Source organism: Streptomyces sp. NPDC059373, assembly GCF_042751495.1.
Lineage (GTDB): Bacteria > Actinomycetota > Actinomycetes > Streptomycetales > Streptomycetaceae > Actinacidiphila.
The window spans coordinates 126,921-145,764 of the sequence record NZ_JBHYXC010000002.1 but is presented as its reverse complement, the minus strand read 5'-3'; the positions used below and the strand labels follow the sequence as shown (position 1 = coordinate 145,764).

18 protein-coding genes are annotated in these 18,844 nt (G+C 71.1%); 14 read left to right on the top strand and 4 right to left on the bottom strand.

The annotated features are described in order from the left end of the window. Positions 1-37: 37 nt before the first annotated feature. Both ACFXJ5_RS04860 and ACFXJ5_RS04855 read right to left on the bottom strand, forming a co-directional pair. The gene (locus ACFXJ5_RS04860; protein ID WP_384626906.1) at positions 38-442 is read right to left on the bottom strand and encodes a pyridoxamine 5'-phosphate oxidase family protein; all 405 of its coding nucleotides are present in this window, start codon (positions 440-442) and stop codon (positions 38-40) included. A gap of 21 nt (positions 443-463) precedes the next feature. Continuing rightward, positions 464-1,882: a PA14 domain-containing protein gene (locus ACFXJ5_RS04855; RefSeq protein ID WP_384626903.1), complete on the bottom strand. Its 1,419-nt coding sequence runs from the start codon at positions 1,880-1,882 to the stop codon at positions 464-466. Between the two features lie 212 nt (positions 1,883-2,094). Between ACFXJ5_RS04855 and ACFXJ5_RS04850 the strand changes: the two genes are divergently transcribed. Together ACFXJ5_RS04850 and ACFXJ5_RS04845 are read left to right on the top strand one after the other, a co-directional pair. Next, complete coding sequence (locus ACFXJ5_RS04850; RefSeq protein ID WP_384626900.1) at positions 2,095-4,746, top strand: ATP-dependent Clp protease ATP-binding subunit; 2,652 nt, start codon at positions 2,095-2,097, stop codon at positions 4,744-4,746. Positions 4,747-4,804: 58 nt separating this feature from the next. Continuing rightward, positions 4,805-5,341, top strand: a complete 537-nt coding sequence (locus ACFXJ5_RS04845) for a YbjN domain-containing protein (protein WP_384626897.1) — start codon at positions 4,805-4,807, stop codon at positions 5,339-5,341. Positions 5,342-5,399: 58 nt separating this feature from the next. Here the strand turns inward: ACFXJ5_RS04845 and ACFXJ5_RS04840 are convergent, their stop codons facing one another. Beyond that, positions 5,400-6,575, bottom strand: coding sequence for a pyridoxal phosphate-dependent aminotransferase (locus ACFXJ5_RS04840; RefSeq protein WP_384626894.1), 1,176 nt, complete (start codon positions 6,573-6,575; stop codon positions 5,400-5,402). An 819-nt stretch (positions 6,576-7,394) separates the two neighbouring features. On the opposite strand from ACFXJ5_RS04840, the gene ACFXJ5_RS04835 reads away from it, so the two are divergent. The 12 genes from ACFXJ5_RS04835 (at position 7,395) to ACFXJ5_RS04780 (ending at position 18,508) form a co-directional block, all read left to right on the top strand. Further along, positions 7,395-7,931 carry a DUF2617 family protein gene (locus ACFXJ5_RS04835; RefSeq protein WP_384626891.1) on the top strand — a complete coding sequence of 179 codons (537 nt, stop codon included), beginning with the start codon at positions 7,395-7,397 and terminating at the stop codon, positions 7,929-7,931. Between the two features lie 85 nt (positions 7,932-8,016). Continuing rightward, the gene (locus tag ACFXJ5_RS04830; RefSeq protein ID WP_384626887.1) at positions 8,017-9,504 is read left to right on the top strand and encodes a polyamine aminopropyltransferase; all 1,488 of its coding nucleotides are present in this window, start codon (positions 8,017-8,019) and stop codon (positions 9,502-9,504) included. Between the two features lie 68 nt (positions 9,505-9,572). Next, on the top strand, positions 9,573-10,340 hold the full coding sequence (locus tag ACFXJ5_RS04825) for an SRPBCC domain-containing protein (protein ID WP_384626884.1): 768 nt from the start codon (positions 9,573-9,575) through the stop codon (positions 10,338-10,340). A gap of 10 nt (positions 10,341-10,350) precedes the next feature. Beyond that, positions 10,351-11,151, top strand: a complete 801-nt coding sequence (locus ACFXJ5_RS04820) for an aldose epimerase family protein (protein WP_384626881.1) — start codon at positions 10,351-10,353, stop codon at positions 11,149-11,151. Between the two features lie 31 nt (positions 11,152-11,182). Continuing rightward, positions 11,183-11,722, top strand: coding sequence for an orotate phosphoribosyltransferase (gene pyrE / locus ACFXJ5_RS04815; RefSeq protein ID WP_384626878.1), 540 nt, complete (start codon positions 11,183-11,185; stop codon positions 11,720-11,722). Between the two features lie 158 nt (positions 11,723-11,880). Then, positions 11,881-12,903, top strand: coding sequence for a class II fructose-bisphosphate aldolase (gene fbaA, locus ACFXJ5_RS04810; RefSeq protein ID WP_384626875.1), 1,023 nt, complete (start codon positions 11,881-11,883; stop codon positions 12,901-12,903). Between the two features lie 74 nt (positions 12,904-12,977). Next, positions 12,978-13,391: a DUF3151 domain-containing protein gene (locus ACFXJ5_RS04805; RefSeq protein WP_384626873.1), complete on the top strand. Its 414-nt coding sequence runs from the start codon at positions 12,978-12,980 to the stop codon at positions 13,389-13,391. 181 nt (positions 13,392-13,572) lie between these two features. Next, the gene (locus ACFXJ5_RS04800) at positions 13,573-14,400 is read left to right on the top strand and encodes a tryptophan 2,3-dioxygenase family protein (protein WP_384626870.1); all 828 of its coding nucleotides are present in this window, start codon (positions 13,573-13,575) and stop codon (positions 14,398-14,400) included. Continuing rightward, positions 14,393-15,589 (top strand): kynureninase, encoded by a 1,197-nt coding sequence (gene kynU / locus ACFXJ5_RS04795; protein ID WP_384626867.1) that lies wholly within the window; start codon positions 14,393-14,395, stop codon positions 15,587-15,589. Before ACFXJ5_RS04800 ends, kynU begins: the two co-directional genes overlap by 8 nt. Positions 15,590-15,592: 3 nt before the next feature. Next, the gene (locus tag ACFXJ5_RS04790; RefSeq protein ID WP_384626865.1) at positions 15,593-16,468 is read left to right on the top strand and encodes an alpha/beta hydrolase; all 876 of its coding nucleotides are present in this window, start codon (positions 15,593-15,595) and stop codon (positions 16,466-16,468) included. An 85-nt stretch (positions 16,469-16,553) separates the two neighbouring features. After that, complete coding sequence (locus tag ACFXJ5_RS04785; protein WP_384626862.1) at positions 16,554-17,843, top strand: sensor histidine kinase; 1,290 nt, start codon at positions 16,554-16,556, stop codon at positions 17,841-17,843. Then, a complete protein-coding gene (locus ACFXJ5_RS04780) occupies positions 17,840-18,508 on the top strand; it encodes a response regulator (protein ID WP_384626859.1) in 669 nt (222 codons plus the stop codon). Before ACFXJ5_RS04785 ends, ACFXJ5_RS04780 begins: the two co-directional genes overlap by 4 nt. Before the next feature lie 16 nt (positions 18,509-18,524). Here ACFXJ5_RS04780 and ACFXJ5_RS04775 read toward each other — a convergent pair whose 3' ends face one another. Beyond that, positions 18,525-18,764, bottom strand: coding sequence for a hypothetical protein (locus ACFXJ5_RS04775; RefSeq protein WP_384626856.1), 240 nt, complete (start codon positions 18,762-18,764; stop codon positions 18,525-18,527). Between the last annotated feature and the right edge of the window lie 80 nt (positions 18,765-18,844).

Genomic DNA, 18,844 nt, shown 5'->3' with positions numbered 1-18,844 from the left:
CACCCGGGAGGGTGGCGGGCCTGTTGTCGTCTGCGGGTCAGGGCCGGCCCATCGCCCGGGTGAGGGCGATCTCGATCACGACCCGGCTCGGGTTCTCGCCGGGGGTGCGGCCGTACCGCTCCGCGTAGCGGCGTACGGCGTCGGCGACGGCCGCCGGGTCGGTGTTGACGGTGGCGGTGCCTTCGAGGGTGGCCCAGCGCGCCCGGTCGATCTGGCAGACGGCGACCCGGGCGGCCTCGGGCCGGGCCGCGAGGATGTTGGCGACCTTGCGGCTGGCCTTGTTGGTGATGATGCGCGCGACCCCGGCCCCGGGGTCGTACGTCACGCCGACCGGGACGACGTGCGGAGAGCCGTCGGGGCGGTGGGTGGTCAGGGTGCAGAGGTGGTACTCACGCCAGAAGGCGAGGTAGTCGGGGCCGGGGTCGCGCGGGTTGATCGTCATGGTCAGCAGGGTGTCAGAGGGTCAGTCCGGGACGGTGGCGGAGACCTCGTTCGAGGCGTCCGACTGGATGTTCTCGTCCCAGTTGACCACGGTGACGGCGTAGTAGTACGTGACCCCGCGCAGCGGGACATTGCTGTCGGTGCAGGTCACCGCGTACGGGGCAGGGTCGGTGTCGGTCGGCTGGTAGCAGTCCTCGAGGTAGTTCGCGGAGGTGATCTCCACCGGCGAGGTGGTCGACCGGTAGACGTGGTAAACCGTGGCGAAGCGGGTCGTCGGCATGGTCCAGCTCAGCTTCACCGCCGAGTTGGCGGTGACCGTCGCCGTGAGGTCGGTGATGGCCGCGGGGTGGAGGTCGTCGCGCGAAGTGACGCTCACCACCGGGGACTTGGCCGAGGAGTTGTTGACCTTGTCGAGGGCGGTGATGGCGTACTCGTACGTCTCGCCCGTGGTCGCCGGCGAGGTGGTGTAGCCGGTCGACGTCACCACGGGGCCCGCGGTCCAGTCGCCGGCGGAGCCCGTACGGACGTAGACCTGGTAACCGGCGAGGTCGGCCTCGGTGTTGGCGTTCCAGGTCAGGGTGGCTTGGGCGGTGTCGTCGTCATACGTGGCGCTCAGGCCTGTCGGGACGGCGGGGGCGGTCCAGTCGGGTGTGGTGACGGCGGCGCCGGAGGACTTGGCGGAGGCGTTGCCGGCCCTGTCGACCGCGGTGACGGCATACACGTACTGCAGGCCCGTGGAGGGCGGCCGGTCGGTGTACGCGGGTGAGGTCAGCAGCGAGCTTCCGCTGATCTTCGTCCAGGTGGTGGCCGTCGACGGGCGGCGGTAGACGCGGTAACCGGCGAGGTCGAGTTCGACGTTGCCGGACCAGTACAGGCTGCCGTCGCCGTTGCTGAGGTACGCCGCGTGCATGCCGGTCGGAGCCAGCGGCTTGACCTTGTCGACGCCGGCCGAAGTGCGCGGGGTGTAGCCGAACGTGATGTTCGCCCTGCCCTTGAAGGCGGCGAACTTGACGGTGATGGTGTGCTTGCCCTTGGGGACGGTGACGTTGACGGTCTTCTTCCGGGTCGTGGTCACGTCCTTCCAGAGGTCGATCTTCCGCTTGCCGTCGAGGTAGACGTGGACGCCGTCGCGTACGGCGGTGGAGAAGGCGAACGGTCCGCCGGAGCCGAAGTCGCGGGTCATGGTCCAGCGGATGCCGAAGTTGTCCTTCGGCAGGGTGACGCCTGCCGGGTCGCCGGTTCCGTAGTCCTTGCTGATGCCTGTCTCGCAGGCGGTCTTCTTGGGGTCACCCTTGAAGGTGGTGTTGGGGTAGTACTGCGCCTTCCAGTAGCCGCTGGGGCACGTGACGGCGGCCTGCGCGGTGGTGGCGGGCGCCAGGCCGGCGGCGGCGATGGCAAGCGAGAGCACGGCGACGGAGGCCGCGCGACTGCGTATGGACATGTAAAGGATCCCCTCCCTGTGGGGATCTTGGCAGAGGTGTGAAGGATCAGCGAAGAGGTTCGATGAGGTTCGATCAGGGCTGTGGGGCAGCTGAGGTGCGGCTGTGCGCCGCGCATGCTGGCGGTCGCAACCTTGAGTGGAATAGACTCAACTTGTCTCAGGTTGGAAACAGCAGGTTTTGACCGCCGACCGAGGAGGAGGGCTACGCGGACGTGGACGCCGAGCTGACCATCAAGAGCCGGGAAGCGCTGAACGCCGCCAATGCGAAGGCGGTGTCCGGCGGGCATCCGGACCTGACGCCTGCGCATGTGCTGCTCGCGCTGTTGGAGCAGCCGGAGAACGAGAACATCCTCGACCTGCTGACCAGCTCGGGCGCCGAGCCCGGCACCGTACGCCAGGGCGCGGAGAAGCTGGTCGAGGCCCAGCCCAGCGTGCAGGGTTCGACCGTGGCACCGCCCGGGGCGAACCGCGATCTGCTGGCAGTGGTGGCCGACGCGACGACCCGGGCGAAGGAGCTCGGGGACGCGTACATCTCCACCGAGCACCTGCTGATCGGGATCGCCGTGAAGGGCGGTCCGGCCGGTGAGCTGCTGACGCAGTACGGTGCGACCGGCAAGAAGCTGCTGGACGCGTTCGAGACCACCCGGGGAGGGCAGCGCGTGACCAGTCAGGACCCCGAGGGGACCTACAAGGCGCTGGAGAAGTACGGCACCGACTTCACCGCCGCCGCCCGCGAGGGCAAGCTCGACCCGGTCATCGGCCGGGACAACGAGATCCGGCGCGTGGTGCAGGTGCTGAGCCGCCGCACCAAGAACAACCCTGTGCTCATCGGCGAGCCGGGCGTCGGCAAGACCGCCGTCGTCGAAGGCCTCGCCCAGCGCATCGTCAAGGGCGACGTGCCCGGGTCGCTGCGCGGCAAGCGGCTGGTGGCACTGGACCTGGGCGCGATGGTGGCCGGGGCGAAGTACCGCGGGGAGTTCGAGGAGCGGCTGAAGGCCGTACTCGCCGAGATCAAGGCCAGCGACGGCCGGGTCATCACCTTCATCGACGAGCTGCATACGGTCGTCGGCGCGGGCGCCGGCGGCGACTCCGCCATGGACGCGGGCAACATGCTCAAGCCGATGCTGGCGCGCGGCGAGCTGCGCATGGTCGGCGCGACCACCCTCGACGAGTACCGCGAGCGCATCGAGAAGGACCCCGCGCTGGAGCGGCGCTTCCAGCAGGTGCTGGTCGCCGAGCCCTCGGTGCAGGACACGGTCGCCATTCTGCGCGGCCTCAAGGGACGGTACGAGGCGCATCACGGCGTACAGATCGCCGACTCGGCGCTGATCGCCGCCGCCCAGCTCTCCGACCGCTACATCACCTCACGCTTCCTGCCCGACAAGGCCATCGACCTGGTGGACGAGGCCGCGTCCCGGCTGCAGATGGAGATGGACTCCTCGCCCGTCGAGATCGACGAGCTGCAGCGCGCCGTCGACCGGCTGCGGATGGAGGAGGAGTCGTTGCTGGCCAGCGCCTCGGCCGACAAGGAGCGGGGCCTGTTCAAGAAGCGCGACCCCGAGCAGGACCTGTCCGACGACGGCCGCGAGCGCCTGGAGCGGCTGCGCAAGGACCGCGCCGAGCGCGAGGAGCAGCTGCGCGGCCTGACGGCCCGGTGGCAGAAGGAGAAGGCGATCCACACCCGGGTCGGCGAGCTGAAGAAGCGGCTCGACGAGCTGGAGACCGAACGCGAACTCGCCGAGCTCAAGGCCCCCGAGACCGGCGACTGGGTCACCCCCGGCAAGATCCGCACTGAGCTGATCCCGGCCGCCGAGAAGGAGCTGGAGGTGGCGATCGCCGCCCAGCAGGAGCTGGAGGGCATGGTCGGCGAGGAGGTCGGCCCCGACGACATCGCAGGCGTCGTCGCCGCCTGGACCGGCATTCCCGCCGGGCGCCTTCTGGAGGGCGAGACCGAGAAACTCCTCCGTATGGAGGAAGAACTGGGCAGGCGGCTGATCGGCCAGACCCAGGCCGTACGGTCCGTCTCCGACGCCGTACGCCGCGCGCGGTCCGGCATCGCCGACCCCGACCGCCCCACCGGTTCCTTCCTGTTCCTCGGCCCGACCGGCGTCGGCAAGACCGAACTGGCCAAGGCTCTCGCCGACTTCCTCTTCGACGACGAGCGCGCCATGGTCCGTATCGACATGAGCGAGTACGGCGAGAAGCACTCCGTCGCCCGCCTGGTCGGCGCCCCGCCCGGCTACGTCGGCTACGAGGAGGGCGGCCAGCTCACCGAGGCGGTGCGCAGGCGCCCGTACAGCGTGGTGCTGCTCGACGAGGTCGAGAAGGCGCACCCCGAGGTGTTCGACGTCCTGCTGCAGGTGCTGGACGACGGGCGGCTGACGGACGGCCAGGGCCGGACCGTTGACTTCCGTAACGTCATCCTCATCCTCACCTCCAACCTCGGCAGCCACTTCCTGGTGGACCCGGTGCTCAGCGCGGCCGAGAAGAAGGAGAGCGTCCTGGAGACGGTCCGGGTGTCCTTCAAGCCGGAGTTCCTCAACCGGCTCGACGACATCGTGGTCTTCTCCGCGCTCGCCAAGGACGAGCTGCGCCACATCGCGCGGCTGCAGACCGACCGGCTCGCGGCCCGGCTGCGGGACCGTCGGCTTACGCTGGAAGTCACGGACGAGGCCTTGGACTGGCTCGCCGACGAGGGCAATGACCCCGCGTACGGCGCCCGGCCGCTGCGCCGTCTCGTCCAGACCGCCATCGGCGACCAGCTCGCCCGGGAGATCCTCTCCGGCGAGGTGCGTGACGGCGACACCGTGCGCGTGGACCGAGCCGGCGACCGGCTGATCGTCGGCACGGCGAAGTCACTGTGACGCTCCGTCCCCGGATGGGGGAGGATGGCGGGTAATCCGTACGAAGGGAACCTCAACGGTGAGCATCGACCCGTCCTCGATTCCGAATTTCGGGGGCCAGCCGGACCCCGATCCGTCCGAGACTGCCGGAAACGTGGTCATCCCCGACCAGGACCTGGTCAAGCAGCTGCTGGAGCAGATGGAGCTCAAGTACGTCGTCGACGACGAGGGTGACCTCGCGGCGCCGTGGGAGGAGTTCCGCGCGTACTTCATGTTCCGCGGTGAGGAGGACCAGCAGATCTTCGCGGTCCGCACCTTCTACGACCGCCCGTACACCGTCGACGACAAGCCGCAGCTGCACGAGGTCATCGACGACTGGAACCGCCGCACCCTGTGGCCGAAGGTCTACACCCACACCAACGACGACGGCTCGGTACGGCTGATCGGCGAGGCCCAGATGCTGATCGGGCTCGGCGTCGGCCTGGAGCACTTCGTCTCCAGCACGGTCAGCTGGGTGCGGGCCTCGATCGAGTTCGACAAGTGGGTCGTCGACACGCTCGGCCTGGAGAAGGACGTGGAGTCGCCGAAGCAGGACGAAGGCGACGACGAGAGCTGAGCTACCGCCGGGTTGGGGGTAGGCCGTCCGCCTTGCGGAACGCCTTCCCGCAACCCGGTCAGCCCGCCCGCAGCCCCTTGAGGCGGGTCACCGCCTCCGTGAGCACCTCGTCGCGCTTGCAGAAGGCGAAGCGTACGTAGGGCGCGCCCGCCTCCTTGTGGTCGTAGAAGACCGCGTTGGGGATGGCGACGACACCGACCCGCTCCGGCAGCGCGCGGCAGAAGGCGAAGCCGTCCGACTCGCCGAGCGGGCGGATGTCGGTGGTCACGAAGTACGTCCCCGCCGGCCGGAAGACCCTGAAGCCGGCGTCCGCGAGGCCCGCGCTCAGCAGGTCCCGCTTGGCCTTCAGGTCGGCCTGGAAGCCCGCGAAGTACGAGTCCGGCAGCCGCAGCGCCTCGGCGACGGCGTACTGGAAGGGCCCCGAGGCCACATAGGTCAGGAACTGCTTCGCCGACCGCACCGCGCTGACCAGCTCGGGCGAGGCGGTCACCCAGCCGACCTTCCAGCCGGTGAAGGAGAAGGTCTTCCCGGCGGAGCCGATGGTGACGGTGCGCTCCCGCATCCCGGGGAAGCCGGCGAGCGGGAGGTGCTCGCCCTCGAAGACCAGGTGCTCGTAGACCTCGTCGGTCACGACCAGCAGGTCCCGCTCCACCGCGAGCTCCGCCACGGCGGCCAGCTCGGCCCGGCTCAGGACCGTGCCCGTCGGATTGTGCGGGGTGTTGAGCAGGATCAGCCGCGTCCGCTCCGTCACCGCCGCCCGCAGCTTGGCCAGGTCCAGCCCGAACGCCTCGCCGTCCGGCCGCAGTGTGACCGGGACGCGTACGCCGCCCGCCATGGCGATGCAGGCGGCGTACGAGTCGTAGTACGGCTCCAGCGCGATCACCTCGTCGCCGGGCTCCAGCAGCGCGAGCAGTGCCGCCGCGATCGCCTCCGTCGCCCCCGCGGTGACCAGGACCTCGGCATCAGGGTCGTACTCGAGCCCGTACCGCCGCTGCTGGTGGTCGGCGACGGCGGCGCGCAGCTCGGGCACGCCCGGCCCCGGCGGGTACTGGTTGCCGCGCCCGTCCCGGAGGGCGCGCACGGCTGCCTCGCGGATCTCCTCGGGGCCGTCGGTGTCGGGGAAGCCCTGGCCGAGGTTGATGGAGCCGGTTTTGAGGGCCAGCGCGGACATCTCCGCGAAGATCGTCGTCCCGAATGCGGCCAGGCTCCGGTTCAGATACGGCCTTGCTCCCATGACACCAGCTCCCTACGGCATACGGCATACGGCACACGTCCCACGCGACGCTTTGACACTAAACGATGTCCCGCTCGGCCCGGCGCCGGCTGCCGAACCTCTGGACTTCCTCAACTCTGCTTTGGCCCGCTGAGACCGCGGGCATGACCGTGCCACGTACGACACGTAGGACAGGCGCAAAGAAAGGGGGGCTTCGGAGATGACCATATTCCTGATCATTTTTGGGGTGCTGTTCGTCGCGGGGATGATCGCGAGCAACCGGAAGCCGCGGGGCAGGAACGCGAAGCGCTCGAACAGCGGCGGCTACACCGACAGCGGGGCAAGCGCCAGCTGGTGGGCTGGCGGTGCCGGCTCGTCGGACGGCGGAGGCGGTGGTCACCATGGGGGTGGCGGTCACTCGTGCGGGGGAGGGCACTCGTCGTGCGGGGGCGGATCGTCGTGCGGCGGGGGCGGGGGCTGCGGAAGCAGTTGAGGCAGGTGCGGTCCGAGCGGCCGCGTGAAATTGCGGACAGCCCATGCCTATTCGCATATGCGCCCGGCGGGTTCCACTCACCCGCCGGGTGTCATAACGCAGAACATCTGAGCCATTACGCGCCCTTGGGGATGTAAAGCGGCCGGAGATGGGTAAAAGAGCTGAGGGCACCGCGCATTCATGATTGCGTATTCACCGACCCCCGACCCGACGTGGGCGCGAGCCGACGGACCATGTATCAGATGATCCCCCCACAGGCGCGGGTCGGCCCACCACCTCACCTCACCTCACCTCACCACGAACCCTTACTCCATCGCGTCCCTGCGATGTGCTTGCGGAGCCGACCCATGCTCACCACCCTGCAGACCGCCTACACCGACACCCGCGCCGGAGACCTGGCCTGGTGTCTGGGCAAGGACGCGCTGCCCGCGCTCGCCGTGCTCGACCGGCGCCTGGGCGCCGACGGCTCCGGCCCCGGCGCCGGTTCCGGCGTACAGGTTCAGATGCGGCTGCTCGGCGCCTCCCATCAGGTGATTCTCGACTCGCCGCGAGGCCGCTGCTCGGAGACCGTGGCCTGTATGAAGGGCAGTACCGATCCGCTCCCCTTCGGGGTCGCCAAACGGGTGGCGGGCTGGGACTACGAATTCGCCGCCCGTATCGAGACCCTGTCCCGGGGATCCTTCGCCGGACGCGCCCAGGAACTGCTCGCCCTGGTGGCCGACCATCCCAACGGCCTGGCGGGAACCTTTCCGGGTGACCCGCACGCCTTCACGGCGATGCTCGTCCAATACGGCAACGACGGTGTCCATTGGCGGACCTGGCACGCCTATCCACAGGAAAACCGCCTCGTGGCCACCCGCTCACGGCTCAGCGCACTCCCATAACCAGCCTCCAATCCGCCCCCGGAATACGCGCATCCCACCCTTGTGGGTGACGAGTTGCGCCGCAAACCTGACATACCGTTCAGCCATGATCGACCAGTCGCCCCTTCGCTCGGCCCGACCGGCCCGCCGGCTCCGACTTCCCGTAGCCGCCGGGCCGGCCCGTGCGCTGGTGCTGACGGCGGTGTTCGTCTGCGCGGCATGCGGACTGGTCTACGAACTCGAACTGGTCGCCCTCGCCTCGTACTTGGTCGGCGACTCCGTCACCCAGGCGTCCGTGGTGCTGTCCGTCATGGTCTTTGCCATGGGCGTCGGTTCGCTGCTCGCCAAACGGCTCCGCCTGGTCGCGGCAGCCGGCTTCGCGGCCGTCGAGGCGGCGCTGGCGCTGGTGGGCGGACTCTCCGTCATGGCCCTCTACGCGGGCTTCGCCTGGCTCGGCCAGTCCCGGCCCGCCATGATCGTCTTCGCGTTCGCGATCGGCGTGCTCATCGGCGCCGAGGTCCCCCTGCTGATGACCCTCATCCAGCGCATCCGCCGCCAGGACGCGGGTGGCGCCGTCGCCGACCTCTTCGCCGCCGACTACGTGGGTGCCCTGGCCGGCGGACTCGCCTTCCCCTTCCTCCTGCTGCCCTTCCTCGGCCAGCTCACCGGCGCCCTCGTCACCGGCGCGGTCAACGCGGTGGCCGGCGGCGTCATCGTCCTCTGGCTCTTCCGCAGTGACCTCAGCCGGCGCGCCCAGCTCCGGGTCCTGCTCGTCAACCTCGCCGTCCTCACCCTGCTGGCCGCCGCCGCGCTGGCCTCCGGCCCCTTCGAACGGGCCGCCCGGCACGCGCTGTACGGCGGCGACGTACGGCTGGCCGAGCAGACCGCCGTCCAGGAGGTCGTCCTCACCAGCACCCCGCGCCGGCTCTACCTCGACGGCCACCCCCGCGGCGGCTACCAGGCCGCCTTCGTCCGCCCCGCCATGGCCGGGCCCGGGCCCCGGCGCCGCGTCCTGGTCATCGCGGGGGGCGACGGACTCGCCCTGCGGGAGGCGCTGCGCTACCCCGGAGTGCGGTCGGCCACCGTCGTCGACCCGGACGCCGAGCTGATCCGCCTCGCCCGTACGGACCCGGGGCTCACCGTGCTGAACCGTCACTCCTTACGCGACCCCCGCGTCCGCGCGGTCCCGGCCGACCCCTTCGACTGGCTCCGGCGCGGCCGGCCCGGCACGTACGACGTGGTCCTGGCGGACCTGCCCGATCCCCGGCTCTCCCGCAGCGCCAAGCTCTACTCCCAGGAGTTCTTCGGCCTGGCCGCCCGCACCCTCGCCCCCGGCGGCCGCCTCGCCGTCCACACCGGTGCGGCGGCCCCGCACACCCTGTGGACGGTCGACGCCACGCTCCGGGCGGCGGGCCTGCACACCACGCCCTACGTCGACGGCCCACCCGGCGGCGGCCGTTCGGGCATCGTCCTCGCCGCGACGCGTTCCGCGCCCAGCCTCCCCCCGGCCCTGCGCGCCGCCGCCGAAGCCGCCTCCGCCACCCGCATCCGGGGCCTGCCCCCGTCGACCCTGATCCGCCCGCGCGTGGGCTGAGGGCAACCGGACGGCGGGCGGCGCGAAAAGACCCCCAACCGCGCCGGAGGCGATTAGGCTCCGGGGCCATGGACCACGAGGTATTCGTTCCGTTTCCGGCCGAAACCGTTCGGCGGGCCCTGACCGACCCGGAGCGGGTCAGCCGGTCCGTGCCGGGCCTGCAGCGGGAAGCGGGGGCAGAGGGGATCACCGGGCGGCTGCGCTTGCGTATCGGCGGCTCCACGATCACGTATCGCGGTGTGCTCCGTCTGACGGAGAACGCCGGCGCCTTCGCGGCCGAGGCCGAGGCCACCGAGGCCCGGGGCGCCGGCAGCGTGAAGCTGTCCATCGAGATCGGGCTGGAGCAGGCGGAAGGCGGCACCCTGCTGACCTTCAGCGGCACCGTGCAGGCGGACGGCCGCCTCGCCGAGCTCGAGCCGGCCGTGGTCACCGCGGCCGGGCACCGCCTGCTGGACCGTTTCGTCACCGAACTCACCACGGACCTGCCGGAGCAGAAGCCGGTGGAGGCGCCGGCGCCGGACCAGGAGCCCGACCCGGACCTGGAGGACGAGGCCGACCTCCCCGAGGGGCTCACCGTCCCGGAGAGCGTGGCCGAGCTCGAGGCCTTCGACGACGCACCCGAGCCTCCCGCCGAGGCGGCGCACGCCCGCCGCACCATGATCGGCCGCAGCGCCGAGGAGGTCGACCACGCCCCGCCGCGCGGCCGTTACGCCCCCGTACCGCCGCCGGAGGCCGCATCGGCGACGGCGACGCTGCGCTGGGCGGCACCGGCGGCGGCGGTACTGATCGCCGGCGCAGTGGTGGTCGGCAGGGCGCTGCGACGCCGGAGGCTCTAGAGTTTGTTCCGTGGCTGACCAAACTCACGTACTCCGCGCCGGGGGCGCCGCGCTGACGATCGTTCCGGAGAACGGCTGCCGTATCGGCTCGTTCACGGTGGACGGCGTCGAACTGCTTCGCCAGGGCAGCCACTACGGCTCCTTCCCGATGGTGCCCTGGTGCGGCCGGACCAAGGACGGCCGCTTCCGCAACGGTGACACCGTCCACCAGATGCCGCAGGACGCCGGCCCGCACGCCATCCACGGCACCGGCCGCGACACGGCCTGGCACGCCGCGCCCGGGGCGACCGACACCACCGCCGGCTTCTACTACGACCTCGCCAAGCCCTGGCCCTACCCCGGCCGGGTGACGCAGCTCTTCGAGCTCACCGAGTCGGACCTCACCGTCACCCTCGGCGTGGAGACGTACGGCGACTCCTTCCCGGCGCAGGCCGGCTGGCACCCGTGGTTCCTGCGCAACCTCGGCAAGGGCGGCCAGGACGCGCAGCCGTCCTTCACACCCGCGTGGCAGGAGGAGCGCGGCGAGGACCACCTCCCCACCGGCCGCCGGATCGACCCCGAGCCGCGCCCGTGGGACGACTGCTTCGGCATGCCGGACGGGGTCGATGTGACCCTCACCTGGCCGGGTGAGTTGACGCTCCGCATCACCAGCCCCGCCGAGTGGGTCGTGATGTACGACGAGCAGCCCGAGGCCGTTTGCGTCGAGCCGCAGTCGGGCCCGCCGAACGGCCTGAACTCCGATCCGCGCCTGGTCACCCCCATCGATCCGCTCGAGGTCAGCACGACATGGGCCTGGGAATCGCTCGCCTGAGCCGCGGCTGACAGCGACTAATCTCGTAGCCATGACTGACGCCCGCGAAGCCCTGCTCCAGCAGATCAAGGACAAGGCCGTGGTCCACGGCAAGGTGACCCTCTCGTCCGGCCTGGAATCCGACTACTACATCGATCTGCGCCGCATCACCCTGGACGGCGACGCCGCCCCGCTGGTCGGGCAGCTGATGCTGGACGCCACCGCCGACCTCGACTTCGAGGCCGTCGGCGGCATGACCGCCGGCGCCGACCCGGTGGCTACCTCGATGCTGCACGCCGCCGCCGCGCGCGGCCGCAAGCTCGACGCCTTCTTCGTACGCAAGGCCGCCAAGGCCCACGGCATGCAGCGCCAGGTGGAGGGCCCCGACGTCAAGGGCCGCCGGGTGCTGGCGGTGGACGACACCTCGACCACCGGCGGGTCCCCGCTGGCCGCCGTGGCGGCGCTGCGCGAGGCCGGGGCCGAGGTGGTCGGCGTCGCGGTGATCGTCGAGCGCGGGGCCGCCCCGGCGATCGCGCAGGCCGGGCTGCCGTACTACCAGGTGTTCGGTCTGGCCGATCTCGACCTCGACTGACGTACACCCGGAGCACACTCGAAGCAGGGCCGAACCACCCCCGGCAGGCCGTTTCACGTGAAACCGGCCATCTGGGAAGATGGCCCCGACGATGACGTCGACCCCAGGTCAGGGTCACCCCAGGTCACGACCACCCGCACATCACAAGGAGCGGACAGATGCCCATCGCAACCCCCGAGGTCTACAACGAGATGCTCGACCGGGCGAAGGCAGGCAAGTTCGCCTACCCGGCCATCAATGTCACCTCGACCCAGACCCTGCACGCGGCGCTGCGCGGCTTCGCGGAGGCGGAGAGCGACGGCATCGTCCAGATCTCCACCGGCGGCGCCGAATTCCTGGGCGGCCAGTACAACAAGGAGATGGTCACCGGCTCGGTCGCGCTCGCCGAGTTCGCGCACATCGTCGCCGAGAAGTACCCGGTCACGGTCGCCCTGCACACCGACCACTGCCCGAAGGACAAGCTCGACGGCTACGTACGGCCGCTGCTCGCGATCTCCCAGGAGCGCGTCGCCAAGGGCCTGAACCCGCTCTTCCAGTCCCACATGTGGGACGGCTCCGCCGAGACCCTCGACGACAACCTCGAGCTCGCCAAGGAGCTCCTCGCCCAGGCCGTCAAGGCGAAGATCATCCTCGAGGTGGAGATCACCCCGACCGGTGGCGAGGAGGACGGCGTCTCCCACGAGATCAACGACTCCCTCTACACCACCGTCTCGGACGCCGTCCGCACCGCCGAGGCCCTCGGCCTGGGCGAGAAGGGCCGCTACCTGCTGGCCGCCTCCTTCGGCAACGTCCACGGCGTCTACAAGCCGGGCAACGTCGTGCTCCGCCCCGAGCTGCTGCGCGACCTCCAGGACGGCATCGGCGCCAAGTACGGCAAGAAGGACCCGTTCGACTTCGTCTTCCACGGTGGCTCCGGCTCCACCAAGGAGGAGATCGCGACGGCGCTGGAGAACGGTGTCATCAAGATGAACCTCGACACCGACACCCAGTACGCCTTCACCCGCCCCGTTGTGGACCACGTCTTCCGCAACTACGACGGCGTCCTGAAGGTCGACGGCGAGGTCGGCAACAAGAAGGTCTACGACCCCCGCAGCTGGGGCAAGTCCGCGGAGGCCGGCATGGCCGTCCGCGTCACCCAGGCCTGCGCCGACCTGCGCTCCACCGGTACGAAGCTGAAGTAACGCGCTCGGCGGAATACCGATCCGGGGCCCGGCAGCTCACCACGAGCGGCCGGGCCCCGGCCATACTGGAACCCATGTCCATTCACGAGAACCTCCTCGGGGGCCCGCCCCCGACGCACCTGCCCGACGACCCCGAGCCGCGCGAGCTGCTCGCCTCCGGCGCCGCGCCGGCCGAGGTCGCCGCGAAGTACCCCGCGTCCTCGCTGGCGTGGGCCCAGCTCGCCGACGACGCCTTCGAGGGCGGCCGGGTCGTCGAGTCGTACGCCTACGCCCGCACCGGCTACCACCGGGGGCTGGACGCCCTGCGCCGCAGCGGCTGGAAGGGCCACGGCCCGGTGCCGTGGGAGCACGAGCCCAACCGTGGCTTCCTCCGCGCCCTGCACGCCCTCGCCCGCGCCGCCCAGGCGATCGGCGAGCAGGAGGAGTACGAGCGCTGCAGCGGCTTCCTGCGCGACTCGTCCGAGACGGCCGCCAACACGCTCGGCTGAGCCCGTACGGAGCGGGGCAGGGTCCACGTGGCCTTGCTCCGCCCCGGCGATGTAACGCATGATTCGCCATGGGTATCCGCTGACGCGTCTGGCGCGCGGGCCCGAGGGGACCGGAGTTCCGCCGCCGACGGGCACGGGACGGACCGCTACCCGGTAGCTCTTCTCGACGGAGAAAACCCCGATGGCACAGGAGTCCCACAACCCCCCGAATCTCGACTTCGAGGGCACCACCCCTTACGAGGACTATGTCCAGGCGGACGTCCTCACCCACCTCCAGCACCCGCTCTCCGACGACCCCGGTGAGATGGTCTTCCTGGTCACCACCCAGGTCATGGAGCTGTGGTTCACGGTCATCGTCCACGAGTGGCACACCGCGGCGCAGGCACTGCGCCGCGACGACCTGCCGGTCGCGATGGCCGCCCTCAAGCGCAGCACCTACGAGCTCGAGTCGCTGAACGCGTCCTGGAAGCCGCTCGCCCACCTCACCCCGGCCCAGTTCAACGCCTACCGCAGCGCCCTCGGCGAGGGCTCCGGCTTCCAGTCCGCGATGTACCGGCGGCTGGAATTCCTGCTCGGCGAGAAGTCCGCGTCGATGCTCGTCCCGCACCGGGGCGCGCCGCGCGTCCACGCCGAGCTGGAGAAGGCGCTCCAGGAGCCCAGCCTGTACGACGAGGCGCTGGCCTTCCTCGCCCGGCGTGGCCACGCAGTGCCGACCGCCGTGCTGGAGCGCGACCTGTCGCAGCGCTATGACGTCGACCCGGGCGTCGAGCGGGTCTGGCAGGAGATCTACGCGGGCTCCGACCAGGACCGTGACGAGGTCCGGCTCGGGGAGGCGCTGACCGAGGTCGCCGAACTGGTCTGGCGCTGGCGCAACGACCACCTGGTCGCCACCCGCCGCGCGATGGGCGCCAAGTCGGGCACCGGCGGCTCCGCCGGGGTGGCCTGGCTGGAGAAGCGCGCGACCAAGAACGTCTTCCCCGAGCTCTGGACGGCCCGCAGCCATGTCTGAACCTCTCCCGGCACAGGCCGAACGCCTCGACGCCGCCGACGAACTCGCCAAAGTACGCGACCGCTTCGAGCTGGACGACGCCGTCTACCTCGACGGCAACTCCCTGGGCGCGCTCCCGTCCGCCGTGGCCCCCCGCCTCCAGGACGTGATCGCCCGCGAGTGGGGCAGCCTGCGCATCCGCTCCTGGGACGAGAGCGGCTGGTGGACCGCCCCCGAGCGCGTCGGCGACCGTATCGCCCTGCTGATCGGGGCCGCCCCGGGCCAGGTCGTGGCCGGCGACTCGACCAGCGTGAACGTCTTCAAGGCGGTCGTCGCGGCCGTACGCATGGCGGGCGCGGGCCGTGACGAGGTGCTGGTCGACGCCGCGACCTTCCCGACCGACGGCTACATGGCCGAGTCCGCCGCCCGGATGACCGGCTGCCGGATCCGCGCCGTGGCAGCCTCCGACATGGCCGCCGAGGCCGGCCAGCGCACCGCCGTCGCCCTGGTCAACCACGTCGACTACCGCACCGGCCGGCTCCACGACCTGCCGGGCGTCACCGCCGCCGCCCACGCCGCGGGTGCCCTCGTCGTCTGGGACCTGTGCCACAGCGCCGGCGCGCTGCCGGTCGGTCTGGACGAGCACGGGGTCGACCTCGCCATCGGCTGCACGTACAAGTACCTCAACGGCGGTCCCGGCGCCCCGGCGTATCTCTACGTACGCCGGGAGCTCCAGCCCCGCTTCGACTCCCCGCTGCCGGGGTGGAACTCGCACCGCGACCCCTTCGCCATGGAGGCCGCCTACCGTCCCGCACCGGGCAGCGCCCGGGGCCGGGTCGGCACCCCGGAGATCCTTTCCCTCCTCGCGCTGGACGCGGCCCTCGACTTGTGGGACGGGGTCGGGATCGAGGCCGTGCGGGCCAAGAGCCTCGCCCTGACCGACTTCTTCCTGGAGTGCGTGGCGGCGTACGTCCCGGCCGGGCTGGTCGAGTCGGTCACGCCGGCCGCGCACGAACAGCGGGGCAGCCAGGTCGCGTTGCGCTGCGAGGGCGCGGAGGACGTGATGCGCGCGCTGATCGCACGGGGTGTCGTCGGTGACTTCCGGACACCGGATATCCTCCGCTTCGGTTTCACTCCGCTCTACACGCGCTATGCCGATGTGCTGCGCGCCGCACGCACACTCGGTTCCGTTCTGGAAGGAAACACGTAAGGCATGCTCAACGAGGAGGAGTCGGCCCTCGCGCACGCGCCCGTCCCGCCGGACGCGACGGCCGCGTACGGCGAACACCCGGACCAGGTGGTCGACTTCTTCCGGCCGGCCGGCGGCGGCCCCGGGCGCCCCGCCCCGCTCGTCGTACTCTTCCACGGCGGCGCGTGGCGGGCGCCGTACGACCGGCAGCACATCTCGCCGCTCGCGGCCTTCCTGGCCCGGCGGCACGGCTTCGCCGTCGCGTCGGTCGAATACCGGCGCGGCGGCGAGCCGCGGGGCACGGCCGGCCGCTGGCCCGACACCCTGGACGACGCGGAGGCCGCCACCGACGCCCTGCCGGGCCTGGCCGTGGCCACGCTCGGCGCGGACACCGTCGACCCCCGGCGGACCGTGCTCGCCGGACACTCCGCCGGCGGCCACCTCGCGCTGTGGGCCGCCGCCCGTCACGAACTGCCGCCCGATTCCCGCTGGCACCGCCCGACACCTCCCCCGTTGCGCGGCGTCGTCGCGCTCGCGCCCATCGCGGACCTCACCTCCGCGCGGGCGCTGGGCGTGTGCGGCGACGCCGTCGTCCAGTTCCTCGGCGGACCGGAGCCGGAGCACTCCGAGGAGGACCCCGAGGAACGCTTCGAGGCGCGGCAGCCCCAAGCCGATCCCGCCGCGCTGGTCCCCACCGGTATCGCCACCACCATCGTGCAGGGTGCCACTGACAACGACGTCCCGCCGCAGGTCGCGGAGGCCTACGCCGCCGCGTCCGCCAAGGCGGGCCAGGAGATCCAGCTCACGCTGCTCGACGGCGTCGGGCACTTCGCGCTCATCGACCCGTCGGCGGACGCGGCGGCTGTGGTGGCCGAGGAGATCGCCCAGCTCGCCTGGTAGCCACCGGGTAGTACTTGAGGGGGACGCCGGAACGTCATCTCCGCAGCGGACGACGCCGACCGCCGCGCTCTCTACCTTGGGGAGCGTGAAAGAGACAAGCAGCCACCCCACCGTCCCGCAGACCGAACTCCGCCTGGCCCGCGGGCTCTGGGACGGCTTCCGGCAGGACTTCATCACGGATGCCTTCGCCCTCCGCCCCCTGCCGCTCCTCCCGGCGGACAGCGCGTTTGTCCGCCCGCTCCCCGACAACTCCCTCCGCGAATACGCCCGCCGGCTGCCGCACATAGCGATCGGCATGCTGGCCTTCTTCCTCCTCACCGTCGGCTTCGTGATGCAGGGAGGCCCGGACCAGGCAGCGGCCTTCGCCGCACTCTTCGCGGCGATCCCGCTCGCGATGACGCTGCTCCGTCCCATCGGCGCCTGGTGGCTCTCGGTCGCCGTGACCATGTTCATGGGCCTGGCCGCCTTCTCCTCCATGCCCTGGCCCTGGACGGCCGTCGGGTTCGTCTCGCACCTCGCCGTGATGACGGTGGTGGCGATGCGGTCCAGGCCGCGCGTGGCCGCCGGGATGTGGGTGATCACCACCTTCATCGGCATCCTCTTCACCGCCTACGACAGCTGGCGGGCGTCCGACGCCGGAGCGATGTTCGTCCTGTCCACGCTCGTCCTCCTGACCGTCTGGGCGATCCGCAGCTCCCGTACGACCAAGCAGCAGGCCGCCGTCACCGAGGTCGAGCGCACCCGCCGCACCGTGCTGGAGGAACGCACCACCATCGCCCGGGAGCTGCACGACGTCGTCGCCCACCACATGTCCGTCATCGCCATCCAGGCGGAGGCCGCGCCGTACCGCGTCACCGACCCGCCGGAGGAGCTGACCCGCAGCTTCGCGATCATCCGTGAGAACGCGGTCATCGCCCTCACCGAACTGCGCCGCGTCCTCGGTGTCGTACGAGCCGAGGACTATGAGGCCCCCGACGCGCCGCAGCCCACGCTCGCCGCGCTCGACTCCCTCCTGGCCAACGTCCGCGACGCGGGGCTCACCGTCGACAAGGTCATCACCGGCGCCGTACGCGCCCTTCCCCAGGGCGTCGAGCTCTCCGCCTACCGCATCATCCAGGAGGCCCTCAGCAACGCGCTGCGCCACGCCCCCGGCGCCCCCGCCCGCGTGGAGATCTCCTACGTCCCCGTCGGCCTCGGCCTCCGCATCGTCAACGGCCCTCCCACCGGGTCCGTACGGCCCTCTCCGGGCGCCGGCCACGGCCTTCTCGGCATGCGCGAGCGCGCCACGATGCTCGGCGGCGAGGTCACCACCGAGCCGACGGACGACGGCGGCTACGAGGTCGTCGCCTTCCTCCCGGTAGGGAGCGAGGCATGACACCCCCGCCCATCCGCGTCCTCATCGTCGACGACCAGATGATGGTCCGCGAGGGCTTCTCCGTCCTCCTGGGCGCCCAGCCCGGCATCGAAGTGATCGGCGAAGCCGTCGACGGCCGCCACGCCATCAGCCAGGTCGCCGCCCTCCGCCCCGACGTCGTCCTCATGGACATCCGCATGCCCGAGCTCAACGGCCTCGAGGCCACCCGCGAGATCATCGCCGCCGACGCCACCGCCAAGGTCCTCGTCCTGACCACCTTCGACCTCGACGAATACGTCTACCAGGCCCTCCGCGCCGGCGCCTCCGGCTTCCTCCTCAAAGACGCCTCCGCCCAGCAACTCGCCGACGGCGTCCGCATCGTCGCCGCCGGCGAAGCCCTCCTCGCCCCCGCCGTCACCAAGCGCCTCATCGCCGAATTCTCCCGCCTCGGCTCCCCCCGGCCCCCCGCCCAGGACCGCGTCGCCGACCTGACGGAGCGGGAGACCGAGGTGCTGGTTCTTGTCGCCCAGGGGTTGTCGAACGCGGAGATCGCGACGCACCTCGTCGTCGCCGAGTCCACCGTCAAGACCCACGTCAGCCGCGTGCTCGTGAAGCTCGGCCTCCGCGACCGCACCCAGGCGGCGGTTTTCGCGTACGAGGCCCGGTTGGTCACCCCGGGCGGGTGAACGGGACGCCGTTGGCTCAGAGCCCGGCGATGTCGTCCTTTGCCCGGAGCAACGTGTCGCGCGTGATGACCACGATCCGCTCGTAGGGAGCGACTCCGGCGTCCGGCGGGAGCTTGCCGCTGAGCTCGTCGGTCACGTCGGTACCGATGACGGCGAAGCGGCCGTCGCTCAGTTCGAACAGGTCCGGACACGTGCCGTTGCTGTAACTGCCGCGCTCTCGTGGGGTCGCGCCAAGCCTTCGAGTGATGTGGGTCACGCTGCGCAATGCAACAGGAACGCAGAGGTCAATGGAGCTGGTCCACGCCAAAAGACGCCGAACGGAGGCATTTTCGTTAC